The following is a 25,227-nucleotide window of genomic DNA, read 5'->3' on the forward strand; positions in this document are numbered from 1 at the left end:
CCCCCTTGCGGGGGAGGGCTGGGGAGAGGGGTAGCCCCGGGCGCGATCGTTGATGTTGAAGCTGCTCTCGCAATCTCGGCCACTGATCGCAAAGCGACCAATGGACAGGGCCCGTCGTGTGGCACCCCTCTCCCTGACCCCCCGCAAGGGGGGAGGGGACGGAGAGACCTGAGCGCCGCGACGAGAGATGGAACGGCTTGCTCATGCCGCGCCTCCCATCCGCAAATCGCGCGCGGCGATGCCGAGCGGCAGATGGGTCGCCGCGACGATCAGGCCGCCGCTCGCGAGATGCTCGCGCATCAGTCCGACGAACAGCGCCTGGCCGGCGGCATCGAGCGCCGAGGTCGGCTCGTCCAGGAGCCAGACCGGCCGCCGCACCGAGAGCAGGCGTGCGATGGACAAGCGGCGACGCTGGCCGGCCGACAAGTACGCTGCCGGCAGGTGGGCGGCGTGGTCGAGCGCCACCGCGGCCAGGCAGCGGCTGGCGTCCTCGGTCTTGCCGCCGAGGAATTCCCGCCAGAAGGAAAGATTTTCCGCGACGCTCAGCGCCGGCTTCAGGGCATCGCGATGCCCGAGATAATGCGCCTGCTCGGACAGGCTGAGCTCGGCGTCGCCGCCTTCGAGCGAGATCGATCCCTCGGCCGGAACCAAGAGTCCGGCGAGCACGCGCAGCAGCGAGGTCTTGCCGGCGCCGTTGGGGCCGGTGATCGCCACCGCCTCGCCTTCTGCTGCGGAAACGTCGAGGTTGGAGAACACCTCGCGTCCGCCGCGCACGCATTTCAGATTTTGTCCGGAGAGCCGCATGGTTCGTTGTGTCACAGCCCTCTGAAATCTTTCGCTACCGCGTGAGAATTTTTGGGTCGCGTGATGCCGCCGCATGCTTGTCGGTGTGGCGGTGCTTCTAGAAAGGTTCTATAAGCCCGGAACTTGATGCACCACACACAACCGGCGGCCGCAAGCCACCCCCGGGCCATCCCTCGGCCAGTGTCGTTCGCCGGTGTTTAGTTACCCTTGCCGGGTATAACTGAGAATTGGGATTCCTCGCATGACCTCACTCGACAGCTTCAAATGCCGCAAGACCTTGAAGGTCGGCGCCAAGTCCTACGTCTATTACAGCCTGCCCCTGGCAGAGAAGAACGGACTGAAGGGTATTTCGAAGCTGCCATACTCGATGAAGGTTCTGCTCGAGAACCTGCTGCGCAACGAGGACGGCCGCACGGTCAAGAAGGAAGACATCGTCGCGGTGTCGAAGTGGCTGAAGAAGCGCCAGCTCGAGCATGAAATCGCGTTCCGCCCGGCGCGCGTCCTGATGCAGGATTTCACTGGCGTTCCGGCGGTGGTCGATCTCGCCGCGATGCGCAACGCGATGCAGAACCTCGGCGGCGATGCCGAGAAGATCAACCCGCTGGTGCCGGTCGATCTCGTGATCGACCACTCGGTGATCGTCAACTTCTTCGGTGACAACAAGGCGTTCGCGAAGAACGTCACCGAGGAGTACAAGCAGAACCAGGAGCGCTACGAGTTCCTGAAGTGGGGCCAGAAGGCGTTCTCGAACTTCTCGGTGGTGCCGCCCGGCACCGGCATCTGCCACCAGGTCAATCTGGAATATCTCGCGCAGACGGTGTGGACCAAGAAGGAGAAGATGACGGTCGGCCGCAAGACCGGCACCTTCGAGGTCGCCTATCCGGACTCGCTGGTCGGCACCGACTCGCACACCACGATGGTCAACGGCCTTGCGGTGCTCGGCTGGGGCGTCGGCGGCATCGAGGCGGAAGCCTGCATGCTCGGCCAGCCGCTGTCGATGCTGCTGCCTGAGGTCGTGGGCTTCAAGCTCAAGGGCCAGCTCAAGGAAGGCGTCACCGCGACCGACCTCGTGCTCACCGTCACCCAGATGCTGCGCAAGCTCGGCGTGGTCGGCAAGTTCGTCGAGTTCTTCGGCCCCGGCCTCGATTTCCTGTCGGTCGCGGACAAGGCGACGATCGGTAACATGGCGCCCGAATACGGCGCGACCTGCGGCTTCTTCCCGGTCGATGCGGCGACCATCGACTACCTCAAGACCTCGGGCCGCAAGGCCGACCGGGTCAAGCTGGTGCAGGCCTATGCCAAGGCGCAGGGCCTGTTCCGCACCGCAAAGTCGGCCGATCCGGTGTTCACCACCACGCTGACGCTCGACCTCGGCGACGTCGTGCCGTCGATGGCCGGCCCGAAGCGCCCCGAAGGCCGCATCGCGCTGCCCGCGGTGTCGACCGGTTTCGCCACCGCGCTGGTCGGCGAATACAAGAAGCCCGAGGGTGAGCAGAAGCGCTACGCGGTCGAGGGCCGCGACTTCGATCTCGGCCATGGCGACGTCGTGATCGCCGCGATCACCTCTTGCACCAACACCTCGAATCCGAGCGTGCTGATCGGCGCCGGTCTCCTCGCGCGCAAGGCGGCCGCCAAGGGCCTGAAGGCCAAGCCGTGGGTGAAGACCTCGCTCGCGCCGGGCAGTCAGGTGGTGGCGGAGTATCTCGCCAATTCCGGTTTGCAGGCCGATCTCGACAAGGTCGGCTTCAACCTGGTCGGCTTCGGCTGCACCACCTGCATCGGCAATTCCGGCCCGCTGCCGGAAGACATCTCGAAGTCGATCAACGAGAACGGCATCGTCGCCGCCGCCGTGCTGTCGGGCAACCGCAACTTCGAAGGCCGCGTCTCGCCGGACGTGCAGGCTAACTACCTCGCCTCGCCGCCGCTGGTGGTCGCGCATGCGCTCGCCGGCACCGTGACCAAGGATCTCGCAGTCGAGCCGCTCGGCATCGGCAAGGACGGCAAGCCGGTGTTCCTCAAGGACATCTGGCCGACCACCAAGGAGATCAACGCCTTCGTGAAGAAGTTCGTCACCGCGACGATCTTCAAGAAGAAGTACGCCGACGTGTTCAAGGGCGACACCAACTGGCGCAAGATCAAGACCACGGAAAGCGAGACCTATCGCTGGAACATGGGCTCGACCTATGTGCAGAACCCGCCCTATTTCGAGGGCATGAAGAAGCAGCCCGATCCGGTCACCGACGTGGTCGACGCACGGATCCTCGCGATGTTCGGCGACAAGATCACCACCGACCACATCTCGCCGGCCGGTTCGATCAAGCTGACCTCGCCCGCCGGCAAGTTCCTCAGCGAGCACCAGGTGCGTCCCGCCGACTTCAACCAGTACGGCACGCGCCGCGGCAACCATGAAGTGATGATGCGCGGCACCTTCGCCAACATCCGCATCAAGAACTTCATGCTGAAGGGTGCCGACGGCAACATTCCGGAAGGCGGTCTCACCAAGCACTGGCCCGACGGCGAGCAGATGTCGATCTACGATGCCGCGATGAAGTATCAGGCGGAAGGCGTGCCGCTGGTGGTGTTCGCCGGCGCCGAATACGGCAACGGCTCGTCGCGCGACTGGGCCGCGAAGGGCACCCGTCTGCTCGGCGTGCGCGCGGTGATCTGCCAGAGCTTCGAGCGCATCCATCGCTCCAACCTGGTCGGCATGGGTGTGCTTCCGCTCACCTTCCAGGACGGCACCTCGTGGTCCTCGCTCGGCCTGAAGGGCGACGAGAAGGTCACGATCCGCGGGTTGCAGGGCGATCTGAAGCCGCGTCAGACGCTGACCGCCGAGATCGTCTCCGGCGACGGCGCGAAGAAGGATGTCCCGCTGCTCTGCCGCATCGATACGCTGGACGAGCTCGACTACTATCGCAACGGCGGCATCCTGCATTACGTGCTGCGCAAACTCGCGGCCTAACGCGGATTTGTGATCGGTGCCTCACTGCTTAGTGAGTAGCGGCTAAAAAGAAGGCGGCCTATGAAAAGGCCGCTTTCTCGCGTTTTGGGGCACGCAAGTTCAGGGACAACTTCATGCTCCGTACAAATACGGATGGAAATCATCACGACTGGTTCGCAGTATGACAGCGATGATGGCCTATAACTCGTTCTCGCGGTGGTCCAGCGCTCTCGGTATCTGCGCGATCGTTGCAGTCATTCGCCCAGCTCACGCCGATCCGCGTGCCGTCGTCGAACTCTTCACATCGCAGGGATGCTCGTCCTGTCCGCCGGCGGACAAGATCATCGGTGATCTCGCGAAGGACCCCAACGTCATCGCGCTGAGCATGCCGATCGACTATTGGGACTATCTCGGCTGGAAGGACACGCTGGCCGACTCCCGTTTCAGCGCGCGCCAGAAGGCCTATTCGCACATGCGCGGCGATCGCGACGTCTACACGCCGCAGGCCGTGATCAACGGTTCGGCGCATGTGATCGGCAGCGACCGCGCCAGCATCGAGAGCGCGATCAGGGATACCGAGAAGGGCGGCAGCGTGATGTCGGTGCCGGTGACGATGACGTTGAGCGGCAAGCAGATCAACGTGTCGGTGGCGGCGTCGAAGTCACCCGCAGCATCGCGCGGCGAGGTCTGGATCTGCTCGATCTCGAAGTCGGTACCGATCTCGATCGCGCGCGGCGAGAACCGCGGCCGCGAAGTCATCTACCACAATGTGGTGCGCAACCTGCTGAAGGTCGGTGACTGGAACGGCTCGTCGGGGAGCTGGACCGTGCCGCTGGAGAACATCACGCGCGATGGCGTCGACGCCGCGGCGGTCTACGTCCAGGACGGCAATCGCGACCGGCCGGGCCCGATGCTCGGCGCCGCCTTTACCTCGCTTCGCTAGAGCCTGTTTCCGATTGAAGCGTCGTTGGGCCGCGGGCGAACTGCCGCACGGCCGAGGCCGCGGACCTGATTCAGAAACTTGCTGAAACCAATTTGCGTGTCGCTTCGGCACGCGCCGCGATCGTGCGCGGCAGGAGCGAGCCCAAAAACAAAAAGGACCAACTTTCGTTGGCCCAGTGTTTGGGATTTGACTCCCTCTGCGAACAGACCCGATCCCGACGGCCCCGGGGGGCTGGGGGCTGAGGAATCCGGAACCGAAAGGACCGGGTCAACGCAGGATTATCTTTTCGCAGGGCAGCGGGGCGGGCGATGGGCAGAAGTGGGGCAGCAATATGATTCTGCTAACGTTCCCGTGACTCTGCGATTTTCCGGACAATCCGTCGCGCCGAGCGTGGTTAAGGCCCGGTTGCATCGCGAATGGCCCCTTGCAGGGTCCCTCGCTTAGCGCAATCATGTCACTCTCGTGACGATCCCGAACAGGGGACACCGGTTATCGGGACATGATCGTTACCGAGATGAGCAGGAGGCGATCGATGAGTTTGATCTCGGAGGACACTGATCCGAGCGGGAATCGCGCCGCGGCGCGACCCGCCGCTGCCGTCCCCCAGCCCAACCGCGTGACATTCAATCGGCTCGAACTCAACCGCATCCTCAATCTCTATGGCCGCATGGTCGCCGATGGCGAATGGCGCGACTATGCGATCGACTTCCTGAAGGACCGTGCCGTGTTCTCGGTGTTCCGGCGGGCCTCCGAAATGCCGATCTACCGGATCGAGAAGGATCCCCGTCTGGCGCGCAAGCAGGGCATGTACAGCGTGATTTCGGCGACCGGCCTGATCCTGCGCCGCGGCCACGAACTCGAACGTGTGCTGCTCGTGATCGACCGCAAGCTGTCGCTGGTGTAAGCGCGGTCGGTCGACCCCCGTAGCCGCACTCTGCCTCATGCAAAAGAAAAAGCCCCGGCCGCTAGGCCGGGGCTCGGATCGATCGGTTCGCTCGCGGCGCTTAGTCGCGCTGGCCGAGCAGCTGTAGTAGCAGCGTGAACAGGTTGATGAAGTTCAGGTAGAGCGACAGCGCACCCGTGATTGCCGCACGCTCTGCCATCACGCCGCCCTGCGAGGCGTAACCGTAGATGTAGTCGTTCTTCAGCCGCTGGGTGTCCCAGGCGGTGAGGCCCGCGAACACCAGCACGCCGACCACCGAGACGATGAACTGCAACGCCGAGCTCGCCAGGAACAGGTTGACTAGGCTCGCGATGATGATGCCGATCAGGCCCATGAACAGGAAGGAGCCCATGCCGCTCATGTCACGCTTGGTGGTGTAGCCGTAGAGGCTCAACGCACCGAACGTCGCCGCGGTGATGAAGAACACGCGCACGATCGAGGTGTGCGTGTACACCAGGAAGATCGACGACAGCGACAGGCCCATCAGCGCCGAGAACACCCAGAACAAGAGCTGGGCGGTCGCGGGCTGCAGGCGGTTGATGCCGGCCGAGATGACGAACACCATCGCCAGCGGGGCGAGGATGAACAGCCACTTCAGCGGGCTCACGAACATCGTGTAGCCGAACTGCGTCAGATAGGCGTTGCCGAACTTGGCGACGGCGGCCGACTGGTCGGTCGTCACCGCGCCCATGTAGACACCGAGCGCGGCAAGGCCGGTGATGGCCAGGCCGATGCTCATGTAGTTGTAGATGCGCAGCATGTAGGCGCGCAGACCGGCGTCGACGGCCGCAGCGTCAATGCGCCCGGCGGCCCGGCCGAAAGGAGAAGCGTAGTTGCGGTCTAGGTCCGACATGGTCGAATTCCCGTGGTTGGTCCCGGTGGAGCGCAAGGGATTTGCGGCGCCGGTGGTAAATCTAACTCAGATGGTCCGGTTTGCGGAGCATTAATTCCGTGTCATTCAAACCGACTATCTGACCTGACTGGTATGTGGGAAATTAACACATCGCACGCAACCTTCCACGCGCGGCTGAATGTCGCTCTGGCCTAGCATTATTAGGCAAAACGGCGCTTTCGCCGCTACAAATTGTCACAAATTCCGCAACACCGAGGCCGGCTTCTGGTTCAGCGCGAGCAGCGTGCCGGCGAGCCCCAATCCGACCGTGACGATCAGCGCGGCGACCACGACCAGGGTGGCGCTGCCGGCTTGCCAGATGAAACTCAACGTCATCAGCCGCGTCACGATCAGCCAGGCCGCGATCGAGCCGGCGATCACCCCGAACAGCGCGGTTGCAAAACCGATCATCAGATACTCCAGCGCGTAGGCGCCGAGCAGCCGCACCCGGGTGGCGCCGAGCGTCTTGAGGATCACGGCGTCATAGACGCGGTGGCGGTGGCCGGCGGCGAGCGCGCCGCCCAGCACCAGGATCGCCGAGATCAGGGTCACGGCGCTGGCGCCGCGGATCGCCAGCACCAGGTTGCTGACGACGCTGCCGACGGTCTCCAGCGCCTCGCGGACCCGGACGCTGGTCACCATCGGGAACGCGTCGGCGACCTGCTTGATGATGCGGGCGTCGTCATTGGAGCCCGCTTGGGTCGAGCTCGCGTGCGGTTCGGTCAGGGTGGCGACGTGGCTGTGCGGGGCGCCCTTGAAGGCGTTCGGCGAGAACACCAGCACGAAATTGATGCCGAGGCCCTGCCAGTCGATGGTGCGCAGATTGGCGATCTTCGCCGGCACGTCGCGGCCGAGCACGTTGACCACGATCTCGTCGCCGATCTTCAAGGACAGGCCGTCGGCGATCTTCTTCTCCATCGAGACCAGCGGAGGTCCGCTGTAATCCGGTCCCCACCATTCGCCCTCGACGATCTTCGACCCCTTGGGGATCTCGCCGGTGTAGGTCAGGCCGCGGTCGCTTTGCAGCACCCATTCGGAATCGACCGACGGCTTGAGCTGGTCGGCCTTGACGCCGCGCGCGGCGACGATGCGCCCGCGCAGCATCGCTACGTCCTCGACGGTCGAGTCCGGTGAGATCTGCTTGAGGAAGCTGCCGAAGCGGTCGGCCTCGGTGGAGGGGATGTCGATGAAGAAGAACGACGGTGCCCGTTCGGGCAGCGCGGCGAGAAATTGCCGGCGCAGATTGCCGTCGATCTGGGTGATGGTGACGAGCACCGCGAGCCCGAGCCCGAGCGACAGCACGACCGATGGCGTCAGCGCGCCCGGCCGGTGGATGTTGGCGATGGCAAGCCGCAGCATGGTGATGCGACTGCGCGGCAGCCGGCGCGCCACCGCCATCAGGATTTCGGCGATCCCGCGCAGCAGCAGGAACACCGCGATCGAGGCGGCGACGAAGACGCTGGCGACCCGCTTGTCATAGGCGAGCCCGATCGCGACGCCGATCAAGAGCGCGACCACCACGGCCATCAGCGCCAGATAGCTCCAGCGCGGGCGATGCCATTCGCTGGCGACGGTCTCGCGGAACAGCGCCGCCACCGGCACGTCATGGACCCGGCCGAGCGGCCACAGCCCGAACGCCAGCGCGGTGAGCTGGCCGTAGAGGAAGGAGAGCGCCAGCTCGTCGGGATGCAGCGCAGGCACCACCGGCAGCGGCAGCAGCTTGCCGAACAGGCCGACGATGACGAAGGGCAGCGCGGCGCCGAGCACGAGGCCGATGATCGAGCCGATCCCGGCCAGCACCACCACCTGCGTACAGTAGATCGTGAACACGTCGCGGCCGGTGGCTCCGAGCGCCTTGAACGAGGCGATGACGTCGCGGCGGCGGTCGATATGGCTCTTCACCGCATTGGCGACACCGACGCCGCCGACCAGCAGCGCGGCAAGACCAACCAGGGTCAGGAATTGGGTGAAGCGGTTGATGGTGCGCTCGAGCTGCGGCGAGGCATTGTTGCGGCTGCGCACCTCCCAGCCGGCTTCCGGTGCCGCGGCGCGCGCACCGTCGATCAGCGCGGTGGTGGCGCGATCGTCGTTGGCGCCGTCGGGCAATTTCACCCGGTAGATCCAGCGTACCAGGCTGCCCGGCTGCAACAGGTCGGTGGCGCGCAGGCTGGCTTCGCTGATCAGGAAGCGCGGCCCGAGGCCGACACCGCCGGCGAGCTTGTCGGGCTCTGCCGCCACCACGCTGCGGATCTGGTAGGTCGCGCTGCCGACGGTGACGCGGTCGCCGAGCTTCAGGTCGAGCCGCGCCAGCAAGGTCGAGTCGGCCGCCGCGCCAAAAACGCCGTCGCGTTCAGCGAGCAGCTCGGCGACCGGCATGTTGGGCTCGAGCGTCAATTCGCCGAGCATCGGATATTTGCCGTCGACCGCCTTGAGCTCGACCAGCGCCAGCTTGCCGTCTGCGCTGCGTGCCATCGCGCGCAGCGTGGCCGCGACCGACACCTCGCCGCGGGTGCGCAGATACGCGACCTCGTCGGGCTTGGCCTCGCGCGAGATCAGCGAGAACGCGACGTCGCCGCCGAGCAGCGTGCGGCCCTCGCGCGACAGGCCGTCGCCGAGGCTCGCGGCGACCGAGCCGACGCCGGCGATCGCCATCACGCCGAGCGCGATGCAGGCGATGAAGACGTAGAAGCCGCGCAGGCCGCCGCGCAACTCGCGCAACGCATAACGGAAGGCGAGCGACGACGCGCGGCTCTGCACCGCGACTTCGGACGCAATGCTCATGTGGCGGCAATACTCATGTGGCGGATTGTCCGTCGATGCGGCCGGAGCGCAGCCGCACCACGCGATCGCAGCGTTGCGCGAGCGCCAGATCGTGCGTCACCAGGACCAAAGTCATGCCGCGCTCGGCGTGCTTGGTGAACAGCAGATCGACGATCTGCTTGCCGGTCGACTCGTCGAGATTGCCGGTCGGCTCGTCGGCGACCAGGATCGCGGGATCGGGCGCCAGCGCGCGTGCGATCGCGACGCGCTGCTGCTCGCCGCCGGACAGTTGCGTCGGATAATGATGCAGGCGTTCGCCGAGACCGACCGATCGCAGCTCCTGCGCGGCGCGCGCAGCGGCATCGGGATTGCCGGCGAGCTCGAGCGGCACGGCGACATTCTCCAGCGCCGTCATGGTCGGGATCAGATGGAACGATTGGAAGACGATGCCGACCTGGCGGCCACGGAAGCGCGCCAGTGCATCTTCATCGAGGGCATTGAACGAGGTGCCGTCGACGACCACTTCTCCGCTGTCAGGACGTTCAAGGCCCGCCATCACCATCAGCAAGGTCGACTTGCCCGAGCCCGACGGGCCGATCAGGCCGATGGCCTCGCCCGCTGCCACACGAAGGCTGATATCTTTGAGGATATGAACCCGTGCCGCGCCGGTGCCGAGGGAGAGATTGACGTTCCTGACGGCAATGGTGTCCGGCTCGACGTCGGTCAGTGAAGAGGATTCGATGAGACTGTCCATGGTTCGGTCATATGGCACTTCCGCTGGCGCGGTCGAGGCCCGGTTGCGAATCTTCGTGCACATACTCGTGTTGCTTATGGGCTTGATGACGGCCGCAAGCGCGCAGACCCCAAGCCAGGGGAAAGCTCCGGCGAAGCCGATCAAGATGGTGGTGCTGGGCGATTCCCTGAGCGCCGGGTACGGTCTTCCGGGCCCGGCGGCATTCCCGGTCCGGCTGCAAAAAGCCTTGGAAGCCAAGGGGATAAAGGTCGAGATGAGCAATGCCGGGGTGTCCGGCGATACCGCCTCGGGTGGGCGCGAGCGGCTCGACTGGTCGGTGCCCGACGGAACCGATGCTGTCATCGTCGAGCTCGGCGCCAATGATGCGCTGCGCGGCATCGATCCCGCGGTGACGCGCGCCGCGCTGTCCGACATCATCACAAAGTTGCAGGCGCGCAAGATCGCCGTGCTCTTGTGCGGCATGCTCGCGCCGCCGAATTATGGCAGTGACTATGCAGCGAAGTTCAACGCGATCTATCCGGATTTATCGAAATCGCTCGGCGTGCCGCTCTATCCATTCTTCCTCGATGGCGTCGCTGCCAATGCCAAGCTCAACCAGGCCGACGGCATGCATCCGACGGCGGAAGGTGTGGACATCGTCGTGACGAACATCCTGCCCACGGTGGAGGCATTTCTCGGCGCATTATCAGGGCAACGCAGTTGAAACGCAGGCAGCGAGCCGTGTCATGTCCGTAGGTTTACGAGCTGTTAACGCCTCGTGCTTCGCAGAGTCACATAACTCGGGTACAAATAGTCATCGGTGATTCGTCGCCGGGCTTGTTACAGGGTGCGGGCTCCCAAAACCCGCGCCAAGCATCGAGGATTATAGCGATGCCGCGTCTGTTCACTGGTCTGGAAATTCCGGCCGATATCGGCCAATCCCTCTCCAATTTGCGTGGTGGCCTTCCTGGCGCACGCTGGATCGATCCCGAAAATTATCACGTCACTCTGCGCTTCATCGGCGACATCGATGGCCTCTGGGCCAACGAGATCGCGACGATGTTGTTTCGGGTGAACCGCAAACCGTTCGAGGTCAAGTTGCAGGGCCTGTCGAGCTTCGGCGGACGCAAGCCGCGCGCGGTGGTTGCCGCCGTCGAGCCGAGCCGGCCGCTGATCGAACTGCAAGCGGAGCTCGAGCGGATGATGCAGCGGATGGGGCTCGATCCCGAGGGCAGGAAATTCACGCCCCATGTCACGCTCGCGCGTTTGCATGACGCGTCGAGCCAGGACGTCGCGGATTATCTGTCCGTGCGCGGCTACTTCCCGAGCCGCACGTTCCTGGCGGACCGCTTCGTGCTGTTCTCGTCGCGCGCGTCGACCGGTGGCGGCCCCTACGTGGTCGAGGATGCTTACGAGTTCTGCGCGTAAGCTGTCCCGGGATCGCGTTTCCTGACGCTTGGTGAGGCCCGTGCCGCCGGCCGGGTATGCAAGGGCTTTTGGTTGCATACCCCATTCGCTTGCATACCCATTGGCACAATTCACGGCTTGCAATTTGCCGCGCACTAGGGCCGTAAGGTGGGCTCATGCTGTCCACCTCACCCAATTCGTTCCTCGAACACTATAAGGCCCTGGTCGCCTCCGGCGCGATCGAGGCCGATCCCGCGCAGGCCGTCGCCGCCGATGCGTTCGGCGCGCTGGACGAGCGGCTCGCGAGCTACAAGCCGCAGCGCAAGCAGAGCCTGCTCGGGCGGCTGTTCGGCGGCGACAAGGACGACAAGCCGCCGCGCGGGCTCTATGTCCATGGCGAGGTCGGTCGCGGCAAGACCATGCTGATGGACCTGTTCTTCCAGCAGAGCCCGGTCGAGCACAAGCGCCGCGCGCATTTCCATGAATTCATGGCCGAGGCGCATGAGCGCATCTATGGCTACCGCCAGCAGATCGCGCGTGGCGAGATCGCCGACGGCGACGTGATCGCGCTCACCGCGCAGGCGATCTTCGACGAAGCGTGGCTGCTCTGTTTCGACGAATTCCACGTCACCGACATCGCGGATGCGATGATCCTCGGGCGGCTGTTCGCAAAACTGTTCGATCTCGGCACCGTCGTGGTCGCGACCTCCAACGTCGCGCCAGAGGATCTCTACAAGGGAGGCCTCAATCGCGCGCTGTTCCTGCCGTTCATCGCGCAGATCTCCGACCATATGGATGTGTTGCGGCTCGATGCGCGCACCGATTTCCGGCTGGAGAAGTTGTTCGGCGTCAAGATGTGGCTGGTGCCGGCGGATGCAGCCGCCGATGCCGAGCTCGATGCGGCCTGGCGCAAGATGACCGGCAACGCGCTCTGTAAATCGCGCGACATCGCGATCAAGGGGCGCGTGCTGCACGTGCCGTGCTGCTCGCACGGCGTCGCGCGCTTCAGCTTTGCCGAGCTCTGCGAGAAGCCGCTTGCCGCGTCGGATTACCTGAGGCTCGCGCACGACTATCACACGATCCTGGTCGACCACATTCCGGTGATGGACTACGCCGAGCGCAACGCTGCCAAGCGTTTCATCTCGCTGATCGACACGCTCTATGACAACGCCGTGAAGCTGATGGCCTCGGCCGCGGCCGATCCGGTGTCGCTGTACCTTGCGGAGGACGGCATCGAGGCGATGGAGTTCAAGCGCACGTCCTCGCGCCTGATCGAAATGAGCTCGGAATCCTATCTGGCGCTGCCGCACGGCCGCAAGGATTCCTCCGCAAGCGGCGCGACGACCGGCCTGGTCGAGACCTGAGCGCGGATTGACGTCAGCCTTGGATTCAGCCTCGAATTCAGTCTTGCGCGCGGCCCGGTTCGGAGCAATTTTTCGTGTCCCGACGGCGGACGCTGCTGGCATGCCTGATCGAATTCAAGGCAGGCCCGGCAATCCGCCGGGGCGGCGACTTGAATGGATCATTCGAAAGGGATAACCACCCTTGCAACCGACTTCCCTCCCTCCTGCACCAAGTTCAAAGGACTGATTTCCCATGGCACGCGACAAGATTGCACTGATTGGCTCCGGACAGATCGGCGGAACGCTGGCGCACCTCGTTGGCCTCAAGGAACTCGGAGACGTCGTGCTGTTCGATATCGCCGAGGGCGTGCCGCAGGGCAAAGCGCTCGACATCGCGCAGTCGTCGCCGGTCGACGGCTTCGACTCCAACCTGGTCGGCGCCAATTCCTATGAAGCGCTCGACGGCGCCAAGGTCTGCATCGTCACCGCGGGCGTGCCGCGCAAGCCCGGCATGAGCCGCGACGATCTCTTGTCGATCAACCTCAAGGTCATGGAGCAGGTCGGCGCCGGCATCAAGAAGTACGCCCCCGACGCCTTCGTCATCTGCATCACCAACCCGCTGGATGCGATGGTCTGGGCGCTGCAGAAGGCTTCGGGCCTGCCGCACAAGAAGGTGGTCGGCATGGCCGGCGTGCTCGACTCGGCGCGCTTCCGCTACTTCCTGGCCGACGAATTCAACGTCTCGGTCGAGGACGTCACCGCCTTCGTGCTCGGCGGCCACGGCGACACCATGGTGCCGCTGACGCGCTACTCGACTGTTGCCGGCATCCCGCTGCCCGACCTGGTCAAGATGGGCTGGACCTCGCAGGCGCGCATCGACGAGATCGTCGACCGCACCCGCAATGGTGGTGCCGAGATCGTCAACCTGCTGAAGACCGGCTCGGCCTTCTATGCGCCGGCCGCCTCCGCGATCGCGATGGCCGAGAGCTACCTGAAGGACAAGAAGCGCGTGCTGCCCTGCGCCGCCTATCTCAACGGCGAATATGGCGTGAAGGACATGTATGTCGGCGTGCCCACCGTGATCGGCTCCAAGGGTGTCGAGCGCGTCGTCGAGATCGAGCTGGCCGGCAAGGACCGCGAAGCCTTCGACAAGTCGGTCGGCGCGGTGCAGGGTCTGGTCGACGCCTGCAAGAAGATCGCGCCCGATCTGCTCGGCAAGTAATCTCATTCGGCAATCACCCGATAGGCGGTTTCGATCGCCTGTCGGGTGCAAGATGATGAAATTCCGACGGATTTTGTAGTTGCGCGAGCTTTGGTATATGGTATGCCAGTCTTCAAGGCTGACGTGAAGTTCGCCGCACGAGGGTTTGGGAGCGACTTTCCATGAATATCCATGAATACCAGGCCAAGGCGCTGCTGCATGAATTCGGCGTGCCGATCTCGCGCGGCGTCGCGGTGTTGAAGGCTGAAGACGCCGACGCGGCGGCCAAGCAGCTGCCCGGCCCGATCTGGGTGGTGAAGAGCCAGATCCATGCCGGCGGCCGCGGCAAGGGCAAGTTCAAGGAAGCCTCCGCCGGCGACAAGGGCGGTGTCCGGATCGCCAAGTCGGTCGCCGAAGTCGACGAGTTCGCCAAGCAAATGCTCGGCGCGACGCTGGTCACGGTGCAGACCGGCCCGCACGGCAAGCAGGTCAACCGCCTCTACATCGAGGAAGGCTCCGACATCGACAAGGAGTTCTATCTCTCGATCCTGGTCAATCGCGAGACCTCGGAGATTTCCTTCGTGGTGTCGACCGAAGGCGGCGTCAACATCGAGGACGTGGCGCATTCGACCCCCGAGAAGATCGTCTCCTTCTCGGTCGATCCAGCCACCGGCATCATGCCGCATCACGGCCGCACCGTCGCCGAGGCGCTGAAGCTGAAAGGCGATCTCGCCAAGCAGGCCGAGAAGCTGACCGCCCAGCTCTACGCGGCGTTCGCCGCCAAGGACATGGCGATGCTCGAGATCAACCCGCTCGTCGTCACCAAGCAGGGCCAGCTCCGCGTGCTCGACGCCAAGGTCTCGTTCGACAGCAACGCGCTCTACCGTCATCCGGACGTGGTCGCGCTGCGCGACGAGACCGAGGAAGACGCCAAGGAGATCGAGGCGTCGAAATATGATCTCAACTACGTCACGCTTGACGGCAATATCGGCTGCATGGTCAACGGCGCCGGCCTTGCCATGGCGACGATGGACATCATCAAGCTCTACGGCATGGCGCCGGCCAACTTCCTCGACGTCGGCGGCGGGGCCAGCGTGGAGAAGGTCGCGGCCGCGTTCAAGATCATCACCGCCGATCCGAACGTGAAGGGCATCCTGGTCAACATCTTCGGCGGCATCATGAAGTGCGACGTGATCGCCGAGGGTGTGGTCGCGGCGGTGAAGCAGGTCGGCCTCAAGGTGCCGCTGGTGGTGCGCCTCGAAGGCACCAATGTCGAGCAGGGCAAGAAGATCATCCGCGAGAGCGGCCTCAACGTCGTTCCCGCCGACAATCTCGACGACGCCGCGCAGAAGATCGTGAAAGCCGTCAAGGGAGGCTAACGATGGCCGATCATCTCGACGCTCCGACACCGCTGGAAGAACACCGCAAGCTCGCGGTTTTCGCCGGCGAGTGGAACGGCGAAGAGATGGTCTATCCGTCGCGCTGGACCGCCGGCGGTGCGGCGACCTCGCACGTCGTTGCGCGCATCGCGCTCAACGGCTTCTACCTGATCCAGGACAGCGTGCAGACCCGCGACGGCAAGGAAAGCTTCGCCACCCACGGCGTCTTCACCTACGACCGCGACGACCGGGCCTACAAACTGTTCTGGCACGATTCGCTCGGCTACTACCCGCCGTCGCCGGCCTCCGGTGGCTGGGCGGGCAAGTCGCTGGTCCTGGTGCGCGGCTCGCTGCGCGGCAATGCCCGTCACGTCTACGAGGTCGTCGACGACAACACCTACAGCATGAAGATCCAATTCTCGCCTGACGCGGAAGGCTGGGCCGATGTGCTCACCGGCGTGTACCGGCGTGTTCACTGAAACCATTCGCGAAAGCATCCCATGTCCATTCTGATCGACAAGAACACCAAGGTCATCTGCCAGGGCTTCACCGGCAAGAACGGCACCTTCCATTCGGAAGCGGCGATCGCTTACGGCACCAAGATGGTCGGCGGCGTGGCGCCGGGCAAAGGCGGCTCGACCCATCTCAATCTGCCGGTGTTCGACACCGTCGCCGAGGCGCGGCAGAAGACCGGCGCCGATGCCAGCGTGGTCTATGTGCCGCCGCCGGGCGCAGCGGATGCGATCTGCGAGGCGATCGATGCCGAGATACCGCTGATCGTCTGCATCACCGAAGGCATTCCGGTGCTCGACATGGTGCGCGTCAAGCGTTCGCTGTCGGGTTCGAAGTCGCGGCTGATCGGGCCGAACTGCCCGGGCGTGATGACCGCCGGCGAGTGCAAGATCGGCATCATGCCGGCCAACATCTTCAAGCCCGGCTCGGTCGGCATCGTCTCGCGCTCCGGCACCCTGACCTATGAGGCGGTGTTCCAGACCACCCAGGAGGGCCTCGGCCAGACCACCGCGGTCGGCATCGGCGGCGACCCGGTCAAGGGCACCGAATTCATCGACGTGCTGGAGATGTTCCTGGCCGACGAGAACACCAAGTCGATCGTCATGATCGGCGAGATCGGCGGTTCCGCCGAGGAAGACGCCGCCCAGTTCCTCAAGGACGAGGCCAAGCGCGGCCGCAAGAAGCCGATGGTTGGCTTCATCGCCGGTGTCACCGCACCTCCCGGCCGTCGCATGGGCCATGCCGGTGCGATCATCGCAGGCGGCAAGGGCGACGCCGGTTCCAAGACCGCGGCGATGGAGTCCGCCGGGATCAAGGTGTCGCCGTCGCCGGCACGGCTCGGGCATACGCTGGCCGAGATGCTGAAGTAACCGCCTCCGAACGGAGCTTGCGGCGTATTTGGGTTGTTTTCCGGCGGTTCCCGTTTCGGGAACCGCTTTTGTCGGCCGATGTCAGTGCTCAACGCGCCGATCATTAAATTTTGAATTCAAATTCATTTCATAGTTCTTTTAGGCAGGAATATCCGTCCTAGATAGGGTAAAGGATATCCATCCAGCCGGCGCTCTTCCCAGACCGGCACTTGCGCCGTCTCCTACGCGCGAACCGAAAAAATCACCAGGACTGCCCCATGTCTCGCCAAGACGCGAACGCTGCTTTTGCTCTCTCCTCATTCCTGCAGGGCACCAACGCCGCCTATATCGACGACCTGTACGCCCGCTACGAGCAGGACCCGTCGTCGGTCGACGCGGAATGGCAGGATTTCTTCAAGAGCCTGAAGGACGCCCCGGCCGACGTCCAGAAGAACGCCGAGGGCGCCTCCTGGGGACGTGACAACTGGCCGCTGACGCCGCGCGACGAGCTGACCTCGGCGCTGGACGGCAACTGGGCCCAGGTCGAGAAGGCGGTCGGCAGCAAGCTCGCGGCCAAGGCGCAGGCCAAGGGTGCCGCGCTCTCCGACGCCGATGTGCATCAGGCCACCCGCGATTCGGTTCGCGCGCTGATGCTGATCCGCGCCTATCGCATGCGCGGCCATTTCCACGCCAAGCTCGATCCGCTCGGCATCGAGGCGCCGCGCGACCGCGAGGAGCTCGATCCGCGCTCCTATGGCTTCACTGAGGCCGACTTCGACCGCAAGATCTTCCTCGACCACGTGCTCGGCCTCGAATACGGCACGCTGCGCGAGATCGTCCAGATCTGCGAGCGCACCTACTGCCAGACGCTCGGCGTCGAGTTCATGCACATCTCCAACGCCGCGCAGAAGGCGTGGATCCAGGAGCGCATCGAGGGGCCGGACAAGGAGATCAGCTTCACGCCCGAGGGTCGCCGCGCGATCCTCAGGAAGCTGATCGAAGCCGACGGCTTCGAGAAGTTCTGCGACACCAAGTTCACCGGCACCAAGCGCTTCGGCCTCGACGGCGGTGAATCGCTGATTCCGGCGCTGGAACAGATCATCAAGCGCGGCGGCAATCTCGGCGTGAAGGAGATCATCGTCGGCATGCCGCATCGTGGCCGCCTCAACGTGCTGACCCAGGTGATGGGCAAGCCGCACCGCGCGCTGTTCCACGAGTTCAAGGGCGGTTCGGCCAACCCCGACTCGGTCGAAGGCTCCGGCGACGTCAAGTATCACCTCGGCGCCTCATCGGACCGCGAGTTCGACGGCAACAGCATCCATCTGTCGCTGACCGCAAACCCGTCGCATCTCGAGATCGTCGATCCCGTCGTGCTCGGCAAGGTGCGCGCCAAGCAGGATCAGCACGGTGATCCGCCTGACATGCGCATCTCGGTGCTGCCGCTCCTGATGCATGGCGATGCGGCGTTCGCGGGTCAGGGCGTGGTGGCGGAGTGCTTCAGCCTGTCCGACCTGAAGGGCTATCGCACCGGCGGCTCGCTGCATTTCATCGTCAACAACCAGATCGGCTTCACCACCTATCCGCGCTACTCGCGTTCGTCGCCGTATCCGTCCGACGTGGCGAAGATGATCGATGCGCCGATCTTCCACGTCAATGGCGACGATCCGGAAGCCGTGGTGTTCGCGGCCAAGGTTGCGATCGAGTTCCGGCAGAAATTCCACAAGCCGGTCGTGATCGACATGTTCTGCTACCGTCGCCACGGCCACAATGAGGGCGACGAGCCGGCGTTCACCCAGCCGGTGATGTACAAGAAGATCGCATCGCACCCGACCACGCTGGAAATCTACGCCAAGCGGCTGGTCGCCGACGGCGTGATGACCGAGGGCGAGGTCGAGAAGGCCAAGGCCGACTGGCGCGCGCGGCTCGATGCCGAGTTCGAGGCTGGCGCCGGCTACAAGCCGAACAAGGCGGACTGGCTCGACGGCAAATGGGCCGGCTTCAAGATCGCCGACCAGGAAGAGGACGCCCGCCGCGGCGTCACCGGCGTCGACGTCGCCGTGCTCAAGGAGATCGGCCGCAAGATCACCAAGGTGCCGGACGGCTTCCATGTCCATCGCACCATCCAGCGCTTCCTCGACAACCGCGCCAAGGCGATCGACAGCGGCGTCGGCATCGACTGGGCGACCGGCGAGGCGCTGGCGTTCTGCACGCTGTTGCAGGAAGGCCATCACGTGCGCCTGTCCGGGCAGGATTCCGAACGCGGCACGTTCTCGCAGCGCCACTCGGTCCTGATCGATCAGGAGGACGAGAGCCGCTACACCCCGTTCAACCATCTCGGCGGCAACGACACCGGCCATTACGAGGTCATCAACTCGCTGCTGTCGGAAGAGGCGGTGCTCGGCTTCGAATACGGCTATTCGCTGGCCGAGCCGAATGCGCTGGCGCTCTGGGAAGCGCAGTTCGGCGACTTCGCCAACGGCGCCCAGGTGGTGTTCGACCAGTTCATCTCCTCGGGCGAACGCAAATGGCTGCGCATGTCCGGCCTGGTCTGCCTGCTGCCGCACGGCTACGAAGGGCAAGGACCCGAGCACTCCTCCGCGCGCCTCGAGCGCTATTTGCAGATGTGCGCCGAGGACAACATGCAGGTGGTCAATCCGACCACGCCGGCGAACTACTTCCATGTGCTGCGGCGTCAGCTGCATCGCGAAATCCGCAAGCCGCTGATCCTGATGACGCCGAAGTCGCTGTTGCGTCACAAGCGCGCGGTGTCGCGGCTCGACGAGCTCGGCAAGAACGCCACCTTCCACCGCATCCTGTACGATGACGCGCAGATGCTGCCGGACGAGAAGATCAAGCTGGTGCCGGACGACAAGATCCGTCGCGTCGTGCTGTGCTCCGGCAAGGTCTATTACGACCTGTACGAGGAGCGCGAGAAGCGCGGCGTCGACGACATCTACCTGCTGCGCATCGAGCAGCTCTATCCGGTGCCGCTGAAGGCGCTGGTGCAGGAGCTCGGCCGCTTCAAGGGGGCCGAGGTGGTCTGGTGCCAGGAAGAGCCGCGCAACATGGGTTCCTGGCACTTCATCGAGCCCTATCTCGAATGGGTGCTGAACCAGATCAACGCTGCCAACAAGCGTCCGCGCTATGCCGGCCGGCCGGCTTCGGCAGCGACCGCCACCGGTTTGATGTCGAAACATCTCGCGCAGCTCAAGGCGCTGCTCGATGACGCACTGAACTAACGATCTTCACCAACACCATGCCCCGCCTTGTGCGCAATTGCGCACCGGAGCGGGGCATCCGGTATCCCGCGTCATCCAGCAGAATGGCTGTCGTCACGGAGTACCGGATCGTTCGCTTTGGCGGATGGTGGCAGCCAAGTTCTACGACCGCACATTTTGCGACCGCAAGGCTATCGAGGAAAAGACCATGACTGAAATTCGCGTTCCAACGCTCGGCGAATCCGTGACCGAGGCCACCATCGGCCGCTGGTTCAAGAAGGCCGGTGAAGCGGTAGCGGTGGACGAGCCGTTGGTGGAACTGGAGACCGACAAGGTCACCATCGAGGTGCCCGCGCCGGTCGCCGGCACCCTCGGCGAGATCATCGCCAAGGACGGCGAGACCGTTGCCGTCGGCGCGCTGCTCGGCCAGATCAATGACGGCGCCGTCGCGGCCAAGCCCGCTGCTGCCGCTGCTCCGGCCAAGGCCGCCGCGCCTGCGCCCGCCGCGGCCCCGGCTCCGGCCGCCGCTGCGCCGAAGGCGCCCCCGGCGGATGCGCCGCTCGCCCCGTCGGTGCGCAAGCTGTCCGCCGAGAGCGGCGTCGATGCCTCCACCGTTCCGGGCTCCGGCAAGGACGGCCGCGTCACCAAGGGCGACATGCTGGCCGCGATCGAGAAGGCCGCCTCGGCGCCGACCCCGGTCAACCAGCCGGCCGCCGCCGTGCAGGTCCGTGCGCCGTCGCCGGCCGATGACGCCGCGCGCGAGGAGCGGGTGAAGATGACCCGGCTGCGCCAGACCATCGCGCGCCGCCTCAAGGACGTGCAGAACACCGCCGCGATGCTGACCACCTTCAACGAGGTCGACATGACCGAGGTGATGAAGCTGCGCGCGCTCTACAAGGATACGTTCGAGAAGAAGCACGGCTCGAAGCTCGGCTTCATGGGCTTCTTCACCAAGGCGGTGGTGCAGGGGCTGAAGGACATTCCGGCTGTCAACGCCGAGATCGACGGCTCCGACCTGATCTACAAGAACTACTATCACATCGGCGTCGCGGTCGGCACCGATCGCGGCCTGGTGGTTCCTGTCGTCCGCGACTGCGACCACAAGTCGATCGCCGAGATCGAGAAGGGAATCGCCGACTTCGGTCGCCGCGCCCGCGACGGTCAGCTCAAGATCGACGAGATGCAAGGCGGCACCTTCACCATCACCAATGGCGGCATCTACGGCTCGTTGATGTCGACGCCGATCCTCAACGCGCCGCAGTCCGGCATCCTCGGCATGCACAAGATCCAGGAGCGGCCGATGGTGGTCGGCGGCAAGATCGAGGTGCGCCCGATGATGTATCTGGCGCTGTCCTACGATCACCGCGTGATCGACGGCAAGGAAGCGGTCACCTTCCTGGTCCGCGTCAAGGAAAGCCTGGAGGATCCGGCCCGCCTGGTGCTGGATCTCTAAGATCGTCTCGCGTGCGGCGCCCGATCGGTTCGGGCGCCGCGATCCATTGGGCACTCACGTTTGGGGATCGATGTGACGGACAAGGTCGTTGTCATCACCGGCGGCAGCCGCGGCATCGGCCGCGCCACTGCATTGGCTGCTGCGGCACGCGGCTATCGTGTCGTCGTCGGCTACGCCACCAACCAGGCCGCGGCGGATGAAGTCGTTTCCTCGATCGAGGCCAAGAACGGCAAGGCGATCGCGGTGAAATGCGACGTCGGCAGCGAGGCGGACATCCTCGCGCTGTTCAAGGCCGCCGATGGCTTCGGCACGCTCGGCGCGCTGGTCAACAATGCCGGCATCGTCGGCAAGAGCGGCGTCCGCGTCGACGAGATGTCGGCGGAGCGCATCCAGCAGATGATGGCGGTCAATGTCACCGGCAGCATCCTGTGCGCGCGCGAGGCGGTGAAGCGCATGTCGACCAAACACGGCGGCAAGGGCGGCGTCATCGTCAATTTGTCCTCGGTCGCGGCCAAGCTCGGCGCGCCCAACACCTATGTCGACTATGCAGCCTCCAAGGGGGCGATCGATTCCTTCACCGTCGGCCTCGGCTACGAAGTCGCCAATGAAGGCATCCGCGTCGCCGGCATTCGCCCCGGCCTGATCGACACTGATATTCACGCCGCGGGCGGCGAGCCCGATCGCGCGCATCGGCTGGCCCATATGGTGCCGATGAAGCGCGTCGGCACCGCGGATGAAATCGCCAACGCCATCGTCTGGCTGATCTCGGACGAGGCCTCCTACGTCACCAGCGCGATCCTCGACGTGTCGGGCGGTCGCTAACCGCTGTTCCAGTTTCTAGCTACAGGACCTCAATCATGGCTTCTTACGATCTTGTCGTCATCGGTACCGGACCCGGCGGTTACGTCTGCGCGATCCGCGCGGCGCAACTCGGCATGAAGGTCGCCGTGGTCGAGAAGAACGCGACGCTGGGCGGCACCTGCCTCAACGTCGGCTGCATGCCGTCGAAGGCGCTGCTGCACGCTTCCGAGATGTTCGAGGAAGCCGGACACTCCTTCGCCAAGATGGGCGTCAGCGTCTCGGCGCCGAAGCTCGATCTGCCGGCGATGATGAACTTCAAGCAGCAAGGCATCGACGGCAACGTCAAGGGCGTCGAGTTCCTGATGAAGAAGAACAAGATCGACGTGCTCAAGGGCACCGGCAAGATCCTTGGCGCCGGCAAGGTCGAGGTCACCGGCGACGGCAAGACCGAGACCGTCGAGACCAAGAACATCGTAATCGCCACCGGCTCGGACATCGCGCGCCTGAAGGGCATCGAGATCGACGAGAAGCGCATCGTGTCGTCGACCGGCGCGCTGTCGCTGGACAAGGTGCCGGGCAGCCTGCTGATCGTCGGCGCCGGCGTGATCGGGCTCGAGCTCGGCTCGGTCTGGCATCGCCTCGGTGCCAAGGTCACCGTCGTCGAATTCCTCGACCGCATCCTGCCCGGCATGGACGGCGAGGTGGCCAAGCAATTCCAGCGCATCCTGGAGAAGCAGGGTTTTGCCTTCAAGCTCGGCGCCAAGGTCACCTCGGTCGACACGTCCGGCAAGACGTTGCAGGCCAAGGTCGAGCCGGCCGCCGGCGGCGCTGCTGAAACCATCGAAGCCGACGTGGTGCTCGTGTGTATCGGCCGCGTGCCCTACACCGAAGGCCTCGGGCTGAAGGAAGCCGGCGTCGCGCTCGACAACCGCGGTCGCGTCGAGATCGATTCGCACTTCTCGACCAGTGTGAAGGGCATCTATGCGATCGGTGACGTCGTCGCCGGTCCGATGCTGGCGCACAAGGCGGAAGACGAAGGCGTCGCCTGCGCGGAGATCATCGCGGGCCAGGCCGGCCACGTGAACTACGACGTCATTCCAGGCGTTGTGTATACCACACCGGAAGTGTCGTCGGTCGGCAAGACCGAGGAAGACCTCAAGCAGGCGGGCGTCGCCTACACCGTCGGCAAATTCCCGTTCACCGCGAACGGCCGCTCCAAGGTCAACCAGACCACTGACGGTTTTGTGAAGGTTCTCGCAGATGCGAAGACCGATCGGGTGCTCGGCGTCCACATCGTCGGCATCGAGGCCGGCGAAATGATCCATGAAGCCTGCGTTCTGATGGAATTCGGTGGTTCAGCGGAAGATCTGGCGCGCACCTGCCACGCCCATCCGACCCGTTCGGAGGCGATCAAGGAAGCCGCGCTTGCGGTCGGCAAGCGCGCCATCCATATGTGATCGAACGTCCGGCGCGAGCCGGGCTGTAGCATGATCCGGAAGAGTGCGAAGCGGTTTCCCGGAAGGATCATGCTCAAACCAGGAGCTGAAGCGCGATGATTCAACCCGGTCTCATCGCGCTTTAGGATCACAGTGATGTTGCGCCGCCTGCTTCAGCCGGTCTGGGTCCTGCTTGCGATCATCTTCCTGATCGAGGCCTGGCTATGGGACCATGTCGAGCCGATCGTGGCGCGCGTGGTGGCGTGGATTCCGCTGCGCGCGCTCAAGCAATGGCTCGCCGACCGGGTCGATGCGCTGTCGCCGGCGATGACCCTGATCGTGTTCGTGGTGCCGCTGATCCCGCTGTTTCCGCTCAAGCTGGTCGGGCTCTGGCTATTGGCCAACCAGTACTGGTTCAGCGCGGTGTCGCTGATCCTGTTCGCCAAGATCGTCGGTGTCGGCGTCACCGCGTTCCTGTTCGACGTCACCCGGTCGAAATTGCTGGAGATGCCGTGGTTCGAGGCACTCTATAATTTCGTCGTGGCGCTGCGCGCCAAGGCCACCGCACTGGTCGAGCCGGTCAAGCGGCGCGTCCTCGACATGATCCGTGGCGACGGCGACAGCTGGTCGGCGCGCACGCTGCGCCTGATCGCCCGCTTCCGCAAAAGCGTGCATCAGACCAGCAAGGTGCTTTAGGCAGCCCTGTCGCTCTCGTCATCCTGACAGGATGTGAAGCTTTGTCCTCATCCACCGCTGTCGTCGCCCGGATCGACCGGGCGATCCAGTACGCCGCGGCCTGTCGGCTCAAGCACGACCGCCTCTGGAATACTGGATCACCCGCATGCGCGGGTGATGACACTGAGCAAGCCGAGCAAGCCAAATTCCGCGACCCTGGCAGGGTGACGGAGGTAAAGCGAAGCCTCGCCTCAATGCAGATGCAGCAAATGCGGCTGCAACAGGCCGAGCAACGTCATCGCGATGCCGGCGAGCGTCACCAAGCCGGACACCCAGGCGAGCGCCGCGATCCCGGTGATGATGGTCGCGGACGCCAGCACGATGGCGATCTGGAAGGCCGCGGACGCCAGCTCGAAGTGATGATACTTCGCGGTGGCCTCGTCGCGCTCGTGCTCGGCGTGCTTGGCACGTTCGGCGAGTTGCTCCGAACCCTCGCCGGTGTCCGGCTCCGAGCGGTAGCGCGCCGCGGTCTTCTGCCAGTCGTCGATCTGCTTCTGGAGCGCGGCCTTGGCCGCCTCGTCGGTGGTGGTGGCGAGGTTCAGCTTGCCCTGTTCGGCCGCGGTCTGCACCGCGGTGCGGCGGATGCTCTTGGCCTGGAAGAAGGCCCAGAGGTTGGACGCCTCGACATTCTTGCTGATCGATTCGGTCTGGGCGCCCTTGCCGAGCGTTTCGGACAACGCCAGGCACAGGGCGATCACCGCGATCAGGAGCGCGATCTTCTTGTTCTCGCCCGAGGCATGCTCGGCATGCTCAGCGTGCTCCATACTTTCATGTGCGCTCATGATTCCCCCTCCGGATGAGACCGCGCCACGATTGCCGAATGCAGCGCACAAGGCAAGGGGCGGAGGGTTTGTGGCAGCCGTATGAAGATGAACGG

Annotated in this window: 20 protein-coding genes; 15 read left to right on the forward strand and 5 right to left on the reverse strand. The window is 64.6% G+C overall.

Translation table 11 applies throughout. From position 1 onward, the window contains the following. Positions 1-201 precede the first annotated feature (201 nt). Positions 202-804 (reverse strand): heme ABC exporter ATP-binding protein CcmA, encoded by a 603-nt coding sequence (gene ccmA / locus B2W55_RS18780; RefSeq protein WP_024583245.1) that lies wholly within the window; start codon positions 802-804, stop codon positions 202-204. Positions 805-1,045: 241 nt separating this feature from the next. Here ccmA and acnA point away from each other — a divergent pair, with 241 nt between their 5' ends. From acnA to B2W55_RS18795, 3 genes are all read left to right on the forward strand, one after another. After that, the gene (gene acnA / locus B2W55_RS18785) at positions 1,046-3,766 is read left to right on the forward strand and encodes an aconitate hydratase AcnA (RefSeq protein ID WP_024583246.1); all 2,721 of its coding nucleotides are present in this window, start codon (positions 1,046-1,048) and stop codon (positions 3,764-3,766) included. Positions 3,767-3,926: 160 nt separating this feature from the next. Beyond that, the gene (locus B2W55_RS18790; RefSeq protein ID WP_024583247.1) at positions 3,927-4,688 is read left to right on the forward strand and encodes a DUF1223 domain-containing protein; all 762 of its coding nucleotides are present in this window, start codon (positions 3,927-3,929) and stop codon (positions 4,686-4,688) included. A gap of 532 nt (positions 4,689-5,220) precedes the next feature. Beyond that, positions 5,221-5,592, forward strand: coding sequence for a DUF2794 domain-containing protein (locus tag B2W55_RS18795; protein ID WP_024583248.1), 372 nt, complete (start codon positions 5,221-5,223; stop codon positions 5,590-5,592). Positions 5,593-5,692: 100 nt separating this feature from the next. On the opposite strand, the gene B2W55_RS18800 is transcribed toward B2W55_RS18795, so the two are convergent. The 3 genes from B2W55_RS18800 to B2W55_RS18810 all read right to left on the reverse strand — a co-directional run bounded on the left by B2W55_RS18800 (position 5,693) and on the right by B2W55_RS18810 (position 10,037). After that, on the reverse strand, positions 5,693-6,484 hold the full coding sequence (locus B2W55_RS18800; protein WP_024583249.1) for a Bax inhibitor-1/YccA family protein: 792 nt from the start codon (positions 6,482-6,484) through the stop codon (positions 5,693-5,695). A 234-nt stretch (positions 6,485-6,718) separates the two neighbouring features. After that, the gene (locus B2W55_RS18805) at positions 6,719-9,304 is read right to left on the reverse strand and encodes an ABC transporter permease (RefSeq protein WP_024583250.1); all 2,586 of its coding nucleotides are present in this window, start codon (positions 9,302-9,304) and stop codon (positions 6,719-6,721) included. Between the two features lie 13 nt (positions 9,305-9,317). After that, positions 9,318-10,037 carry an ABC transporter ATP-binding protein gene (locus B2W55_RS18810; protein WP_024583251.1) on the reverse strand — a complete coding sequence of 240 codons (720 nt, stop codon included), beginning with the start codon at positions 10,035-10,037 and terminating at the stop codon, positions 9,318-9,320. A 55-nt stretch (positions 10,038-10,092) separates the two neighbouring features. Between B2W55_RS18810 and B2W55_RS18815 the strand changes: the two genes are divergently transcribed. The 12 genes from B2W55_RS18815 to B2W55_RS18870 all read left to right on the forward strand — a co-directional run bounded on the left by B2W55_RS18815 (position 10,093) and on the right by B2W55_RS18870 (position 24,311). Continuing rightward, a complete protein-coding gene (locus tag B2W55_RS18815; RefSeq protein ID WP_024583252.1) occupies positions 10,093-10,740 on the forward strand; it encodes an arylesterase in 648 nt (215 codons plus the stop codon). Positions 10,741-10,907: 167 nt separating this feature from the next. Beyond that, positions 10,908-11,444 carry an RNA 2',3'-cyclic phosphodiesterase gene (gene thpR / locus B2W55_RS18820; protein ID WP_024583253.1) on the forward strand — a complete coding sequence of 179 codons (537 nt, stop codon included), beginning with the start codon at positions 10,908-10,910 and terminating at the stop codon, positions 11,442-11,444. 155 nt (positions 11,445-11,599) lie between these two features. Then, entirely contained in the window at positions 11,600-12,787 is a 1,188-nt protein-coding gene (zapE, locus tag B2W55_RS18825) for a cell division protein ZapE (protein WP_024583254.1), read from the forward strand. Positions 12,788-13,019: 232 nt separating this feature from the next. Then, complete coding sequence (gene mdh, locus B2W55_RS18830; RefSeq protein WP_021078790.1) at positions 13,020-13,988, forward strand: malate dehydrogenase; 969 nt, start codon at positions 13,020-13,022, stop codon at positions 13,986-13,988. Between the two features lie 161 nt (positions 13,989-14,149). Then, positions 14,150-15,346, forward strand: coding sequence for an ADP-forming succinate--CoA ligase subunit beta (sucC, locus tag B2W55_RS18835; protein WP_024583255.1), 1,197 nt, complete (start codon positions 14,150-14,152; stop codon positions 15,344-15,346). A gap of 2 nt (positions 15,347-15,348) precedes the next feature. Then, entirely contained in the window at positions 15,349-15,825 is a 477-nt protein-coding gene (locus B2W55_RS18840) for a DUF1579 family protein (protein ID WP_024583256.1), read from the forward strand. Positions 15,826-15,846: 21 nt separating this feature from the next. Then, positions 15,847-16,728, forward strand: a complete 882-nt coding sequence (sucD, locus tag B2W55_RS18845) for a succinate--CoA ligase subunit alpha (protein ID WP_024583257.1) — start codon at positions 15,847-15,849, stop codon at positions 16,726-16,728. A 257-nt stretch (positions 16,729-16,985) separates the two neighbouring features. Then, positions 16,986-19,946 carry a 2-oxoglutarate dehydrogenase E1 component gene (locus tag B2W55_RS18850; protein WP_024583258.1) on the forward strand — a complete coding sequence of 987 codons (2,961 nt, stop codon included), beginning with the start codon at positions 16,986-16,988 and terminating at the stop codon, positions 19,944-19,946. Positions 19,947-20,133: 187 nt separating this feature from the next. Next, positions 20,134-21,378: a 2-oxoglutarate dehydrogenase complex dihydrolipoyllysine-residue succinyltransferase gene (odhB, locus tag B2W55_RS18855; protein WP_024583259.1), complete on the forward strand. Its 1,245-nt coding sequence runs from the start codon at positions 20,134-20,136 to the stop codon at positions 21,376-21,378. Between the two features lie 72 nt (positions 21,379-21,450). Continuing rightward, on the forward strand, positions 21,451-22,200 hold the full coding sequence (locus B2W55_RS18860; protein ID WP_024583260.1) for an SDR family oxidoreductase: 750 nt from the start codon (positions 21,451-21,453) through the stop codon (positions 22,198-22,200). Positions 22,201-22,235: 35 nt separating this feature from the next. After that, positions 22,236-23,636 carry a dihydrolipoyl dehydrogenase gene (gene lpdA / locus B2W55_RS18865; protein ID WP_024583261.1) on the forward strand — a complete coding sequence of 467 codons (1,401 nt, stop codon included), beginning with the start codon at positions 22,236-22,238 and terminating at the stop codon, positions 23,634-23,636. Between the two features lie 135 nt (positions 23,637-23,771). After that, entirely contained in the window at positions 23,772-24,311 is a 540-nt protein-coding gene (locus B2W55_RS18870) for a hypothetical protein (RefSeq protein ID WP_024583262.1), read from the forward strand. A 230-nt stretch (positions 24,312-24,541) separates the two neighbouring features. Here B2W55_RS18870 and B2W55_RS18875 read toward each other — a convergent pair whose 3' ends face one another. After that, the gene (locus tag B2W55_RS18875) at positions 24,542-25,132 is read right to left on the reverse strand and encodes a DUF4337 domain-containing protein (RefSeq protein WP_024583263.1); all 591 of its coding nucleotides are present in this window, start codon (positions 25,130-25,132) and stop codon (positions 24,542-24,544) included. Between the last annotated feature and the right edge of the window lie 95 nt (positions 25,133-25,227).

This window comes from Bradyrhizobium sp. UBA2491 (assembly GCF_002341725.1).
Classification (GTDB): Bacteria; Pseudomonadota; Alphaproteobacteria; order Rhizobiales; family Xanthobacteraceae; genus Bradyrhizobium.

What these genes read in the sequence shown, in the direction of transcription:
- ccmA (WP_024583245.1), bottom strand. Translation starts at nt 804, where the DNA reads ATGCGGCTCTCCGGACAAAATCTGAAATGCGTGCGCGGCGGACGCGAG.
- acnA (WP_024583246.1), top strand. Translation starts at nt 1,046, where the DNA reads ATGACCTCACTCGACAGCTTCAAATGCCGCAAGACCTTGAAGGTCGGC.
- B2W55_RS18790 (WP_024583247.1), top strand. Translation starts at nt 3,927, where the DNA reads ATGACAGCGATGATGGCCTATAACTCGTTCTCGCGGTGGTCCAGCGCT.
- B2W55_RS18795 (WP_024583248.1), top strand. Translation starts at nt 5,221, where the DNA reads ATGAGTTTGATCTCGGAGGACACTGATCCGAGCGGGAATCGCGCCGCG.
- B2W55_RS18800 (WP_024583249.1), bottom strand. Translation starts at nt 6,484, where the DNA reads ATGTCGGACCTAGACCGCAACTACGCTTCTCCTTTCGGCCGGGCCGCC.
- B2W55_RS18805 (WP_024583250.1), bottom strand. Translation starts at nt 9,304, where the DNA reads ATGAGCATTGCGTCCGAAGTCGCGGTGCAGAGCCGCGCGTCGTCGCTC.
- B2W55_RS18810 (WP_024583251.1), bottom strand. Translation starts at nt 10,037, where the DNA reads ATGGACAGTCTCATCGAATCCTCTTCACTGACCGACGTCGAGCCGGAC.
- thpR (WP_024583253.1), top strand. Translation starts at nt 10,908, where the DNA reads ATGCCGCGTCTGTTCACTGGTCTGGAAATTCCGGCCGATATCGGCCAA.
- zapE (WP_024583254.1), top strand. Translation starts at nt 11,600, where the DNA reads ATGCTGTCCACCTCACCCAATTCGTTCCTCGAACACTATAAGGCCCTG.
- mdh (WP_021078790.1), top strand. Translation starts at nt 13,020, where the DNA reads ATGGCACGCGACAAGATTGCACTGATTGGCTCCGGACAGATCGGCGGA.
- sucC (WP_024583255.1), top strand. Translation starts at nt 14,150, where the DNA reads ATGAATATCCATGAATACCAGGCCAAGGCGCTGCTGCATGAATTCGGC.
- B2W55_RS18840 (WP_024583256.1), top strand. Translation starts at nt 15,349, where the DNA reads ATGGCCGATCATCTCGACGCTCCGACACCGCTGGAAGAACACCGCAAG.
- sucD (WP_024583257.1), top strand. Translation starts at nt 15,847, where the DNA reads ATGTCCATTCTGATCGACAAGAACACCAAGGTCATCTGCCAGGGCTTC.
- B2W55_RS18850 (WP_024583258.1), top strand. Translation starts at nt 16,986, where the DNA reads ATGTCTCGCCAAGACGCGAACGCTGCTTTTGCTCTCTCCTCATTCCTG.
- odhB (WP_024583259.1), top strand. Translation starts at nt 20,134, where the DNA reads ATGACTGAAATTCGCGTTCCAACGCTCGGCGAATCCGTGACCGAGGCC.
- lpdA (WP_024583261.1), top strand. Translation starts at nt 22,236, where the DNA reads ATGGCTTCTTACGATCTTGTCGTCATCGGTACCGGACCCGGCGGTTAC.
- B2W55_RS18870 (WP_024583262.1), top strand. Translation starts at nt 23,772, where the DNA reads ATGTTGCGCCGCCTGCTTCAGCCGGTCTGGGTCCTGCTTGCGATCATC.
- B2W55_RS18875 (WP_024583263.1), bottom strand. Translation starts at nt 25,132, where the DNA reads ATGAGCGCACATGAAAGTATGGAGCACGCTGAGCATGCCGAGCATGCC.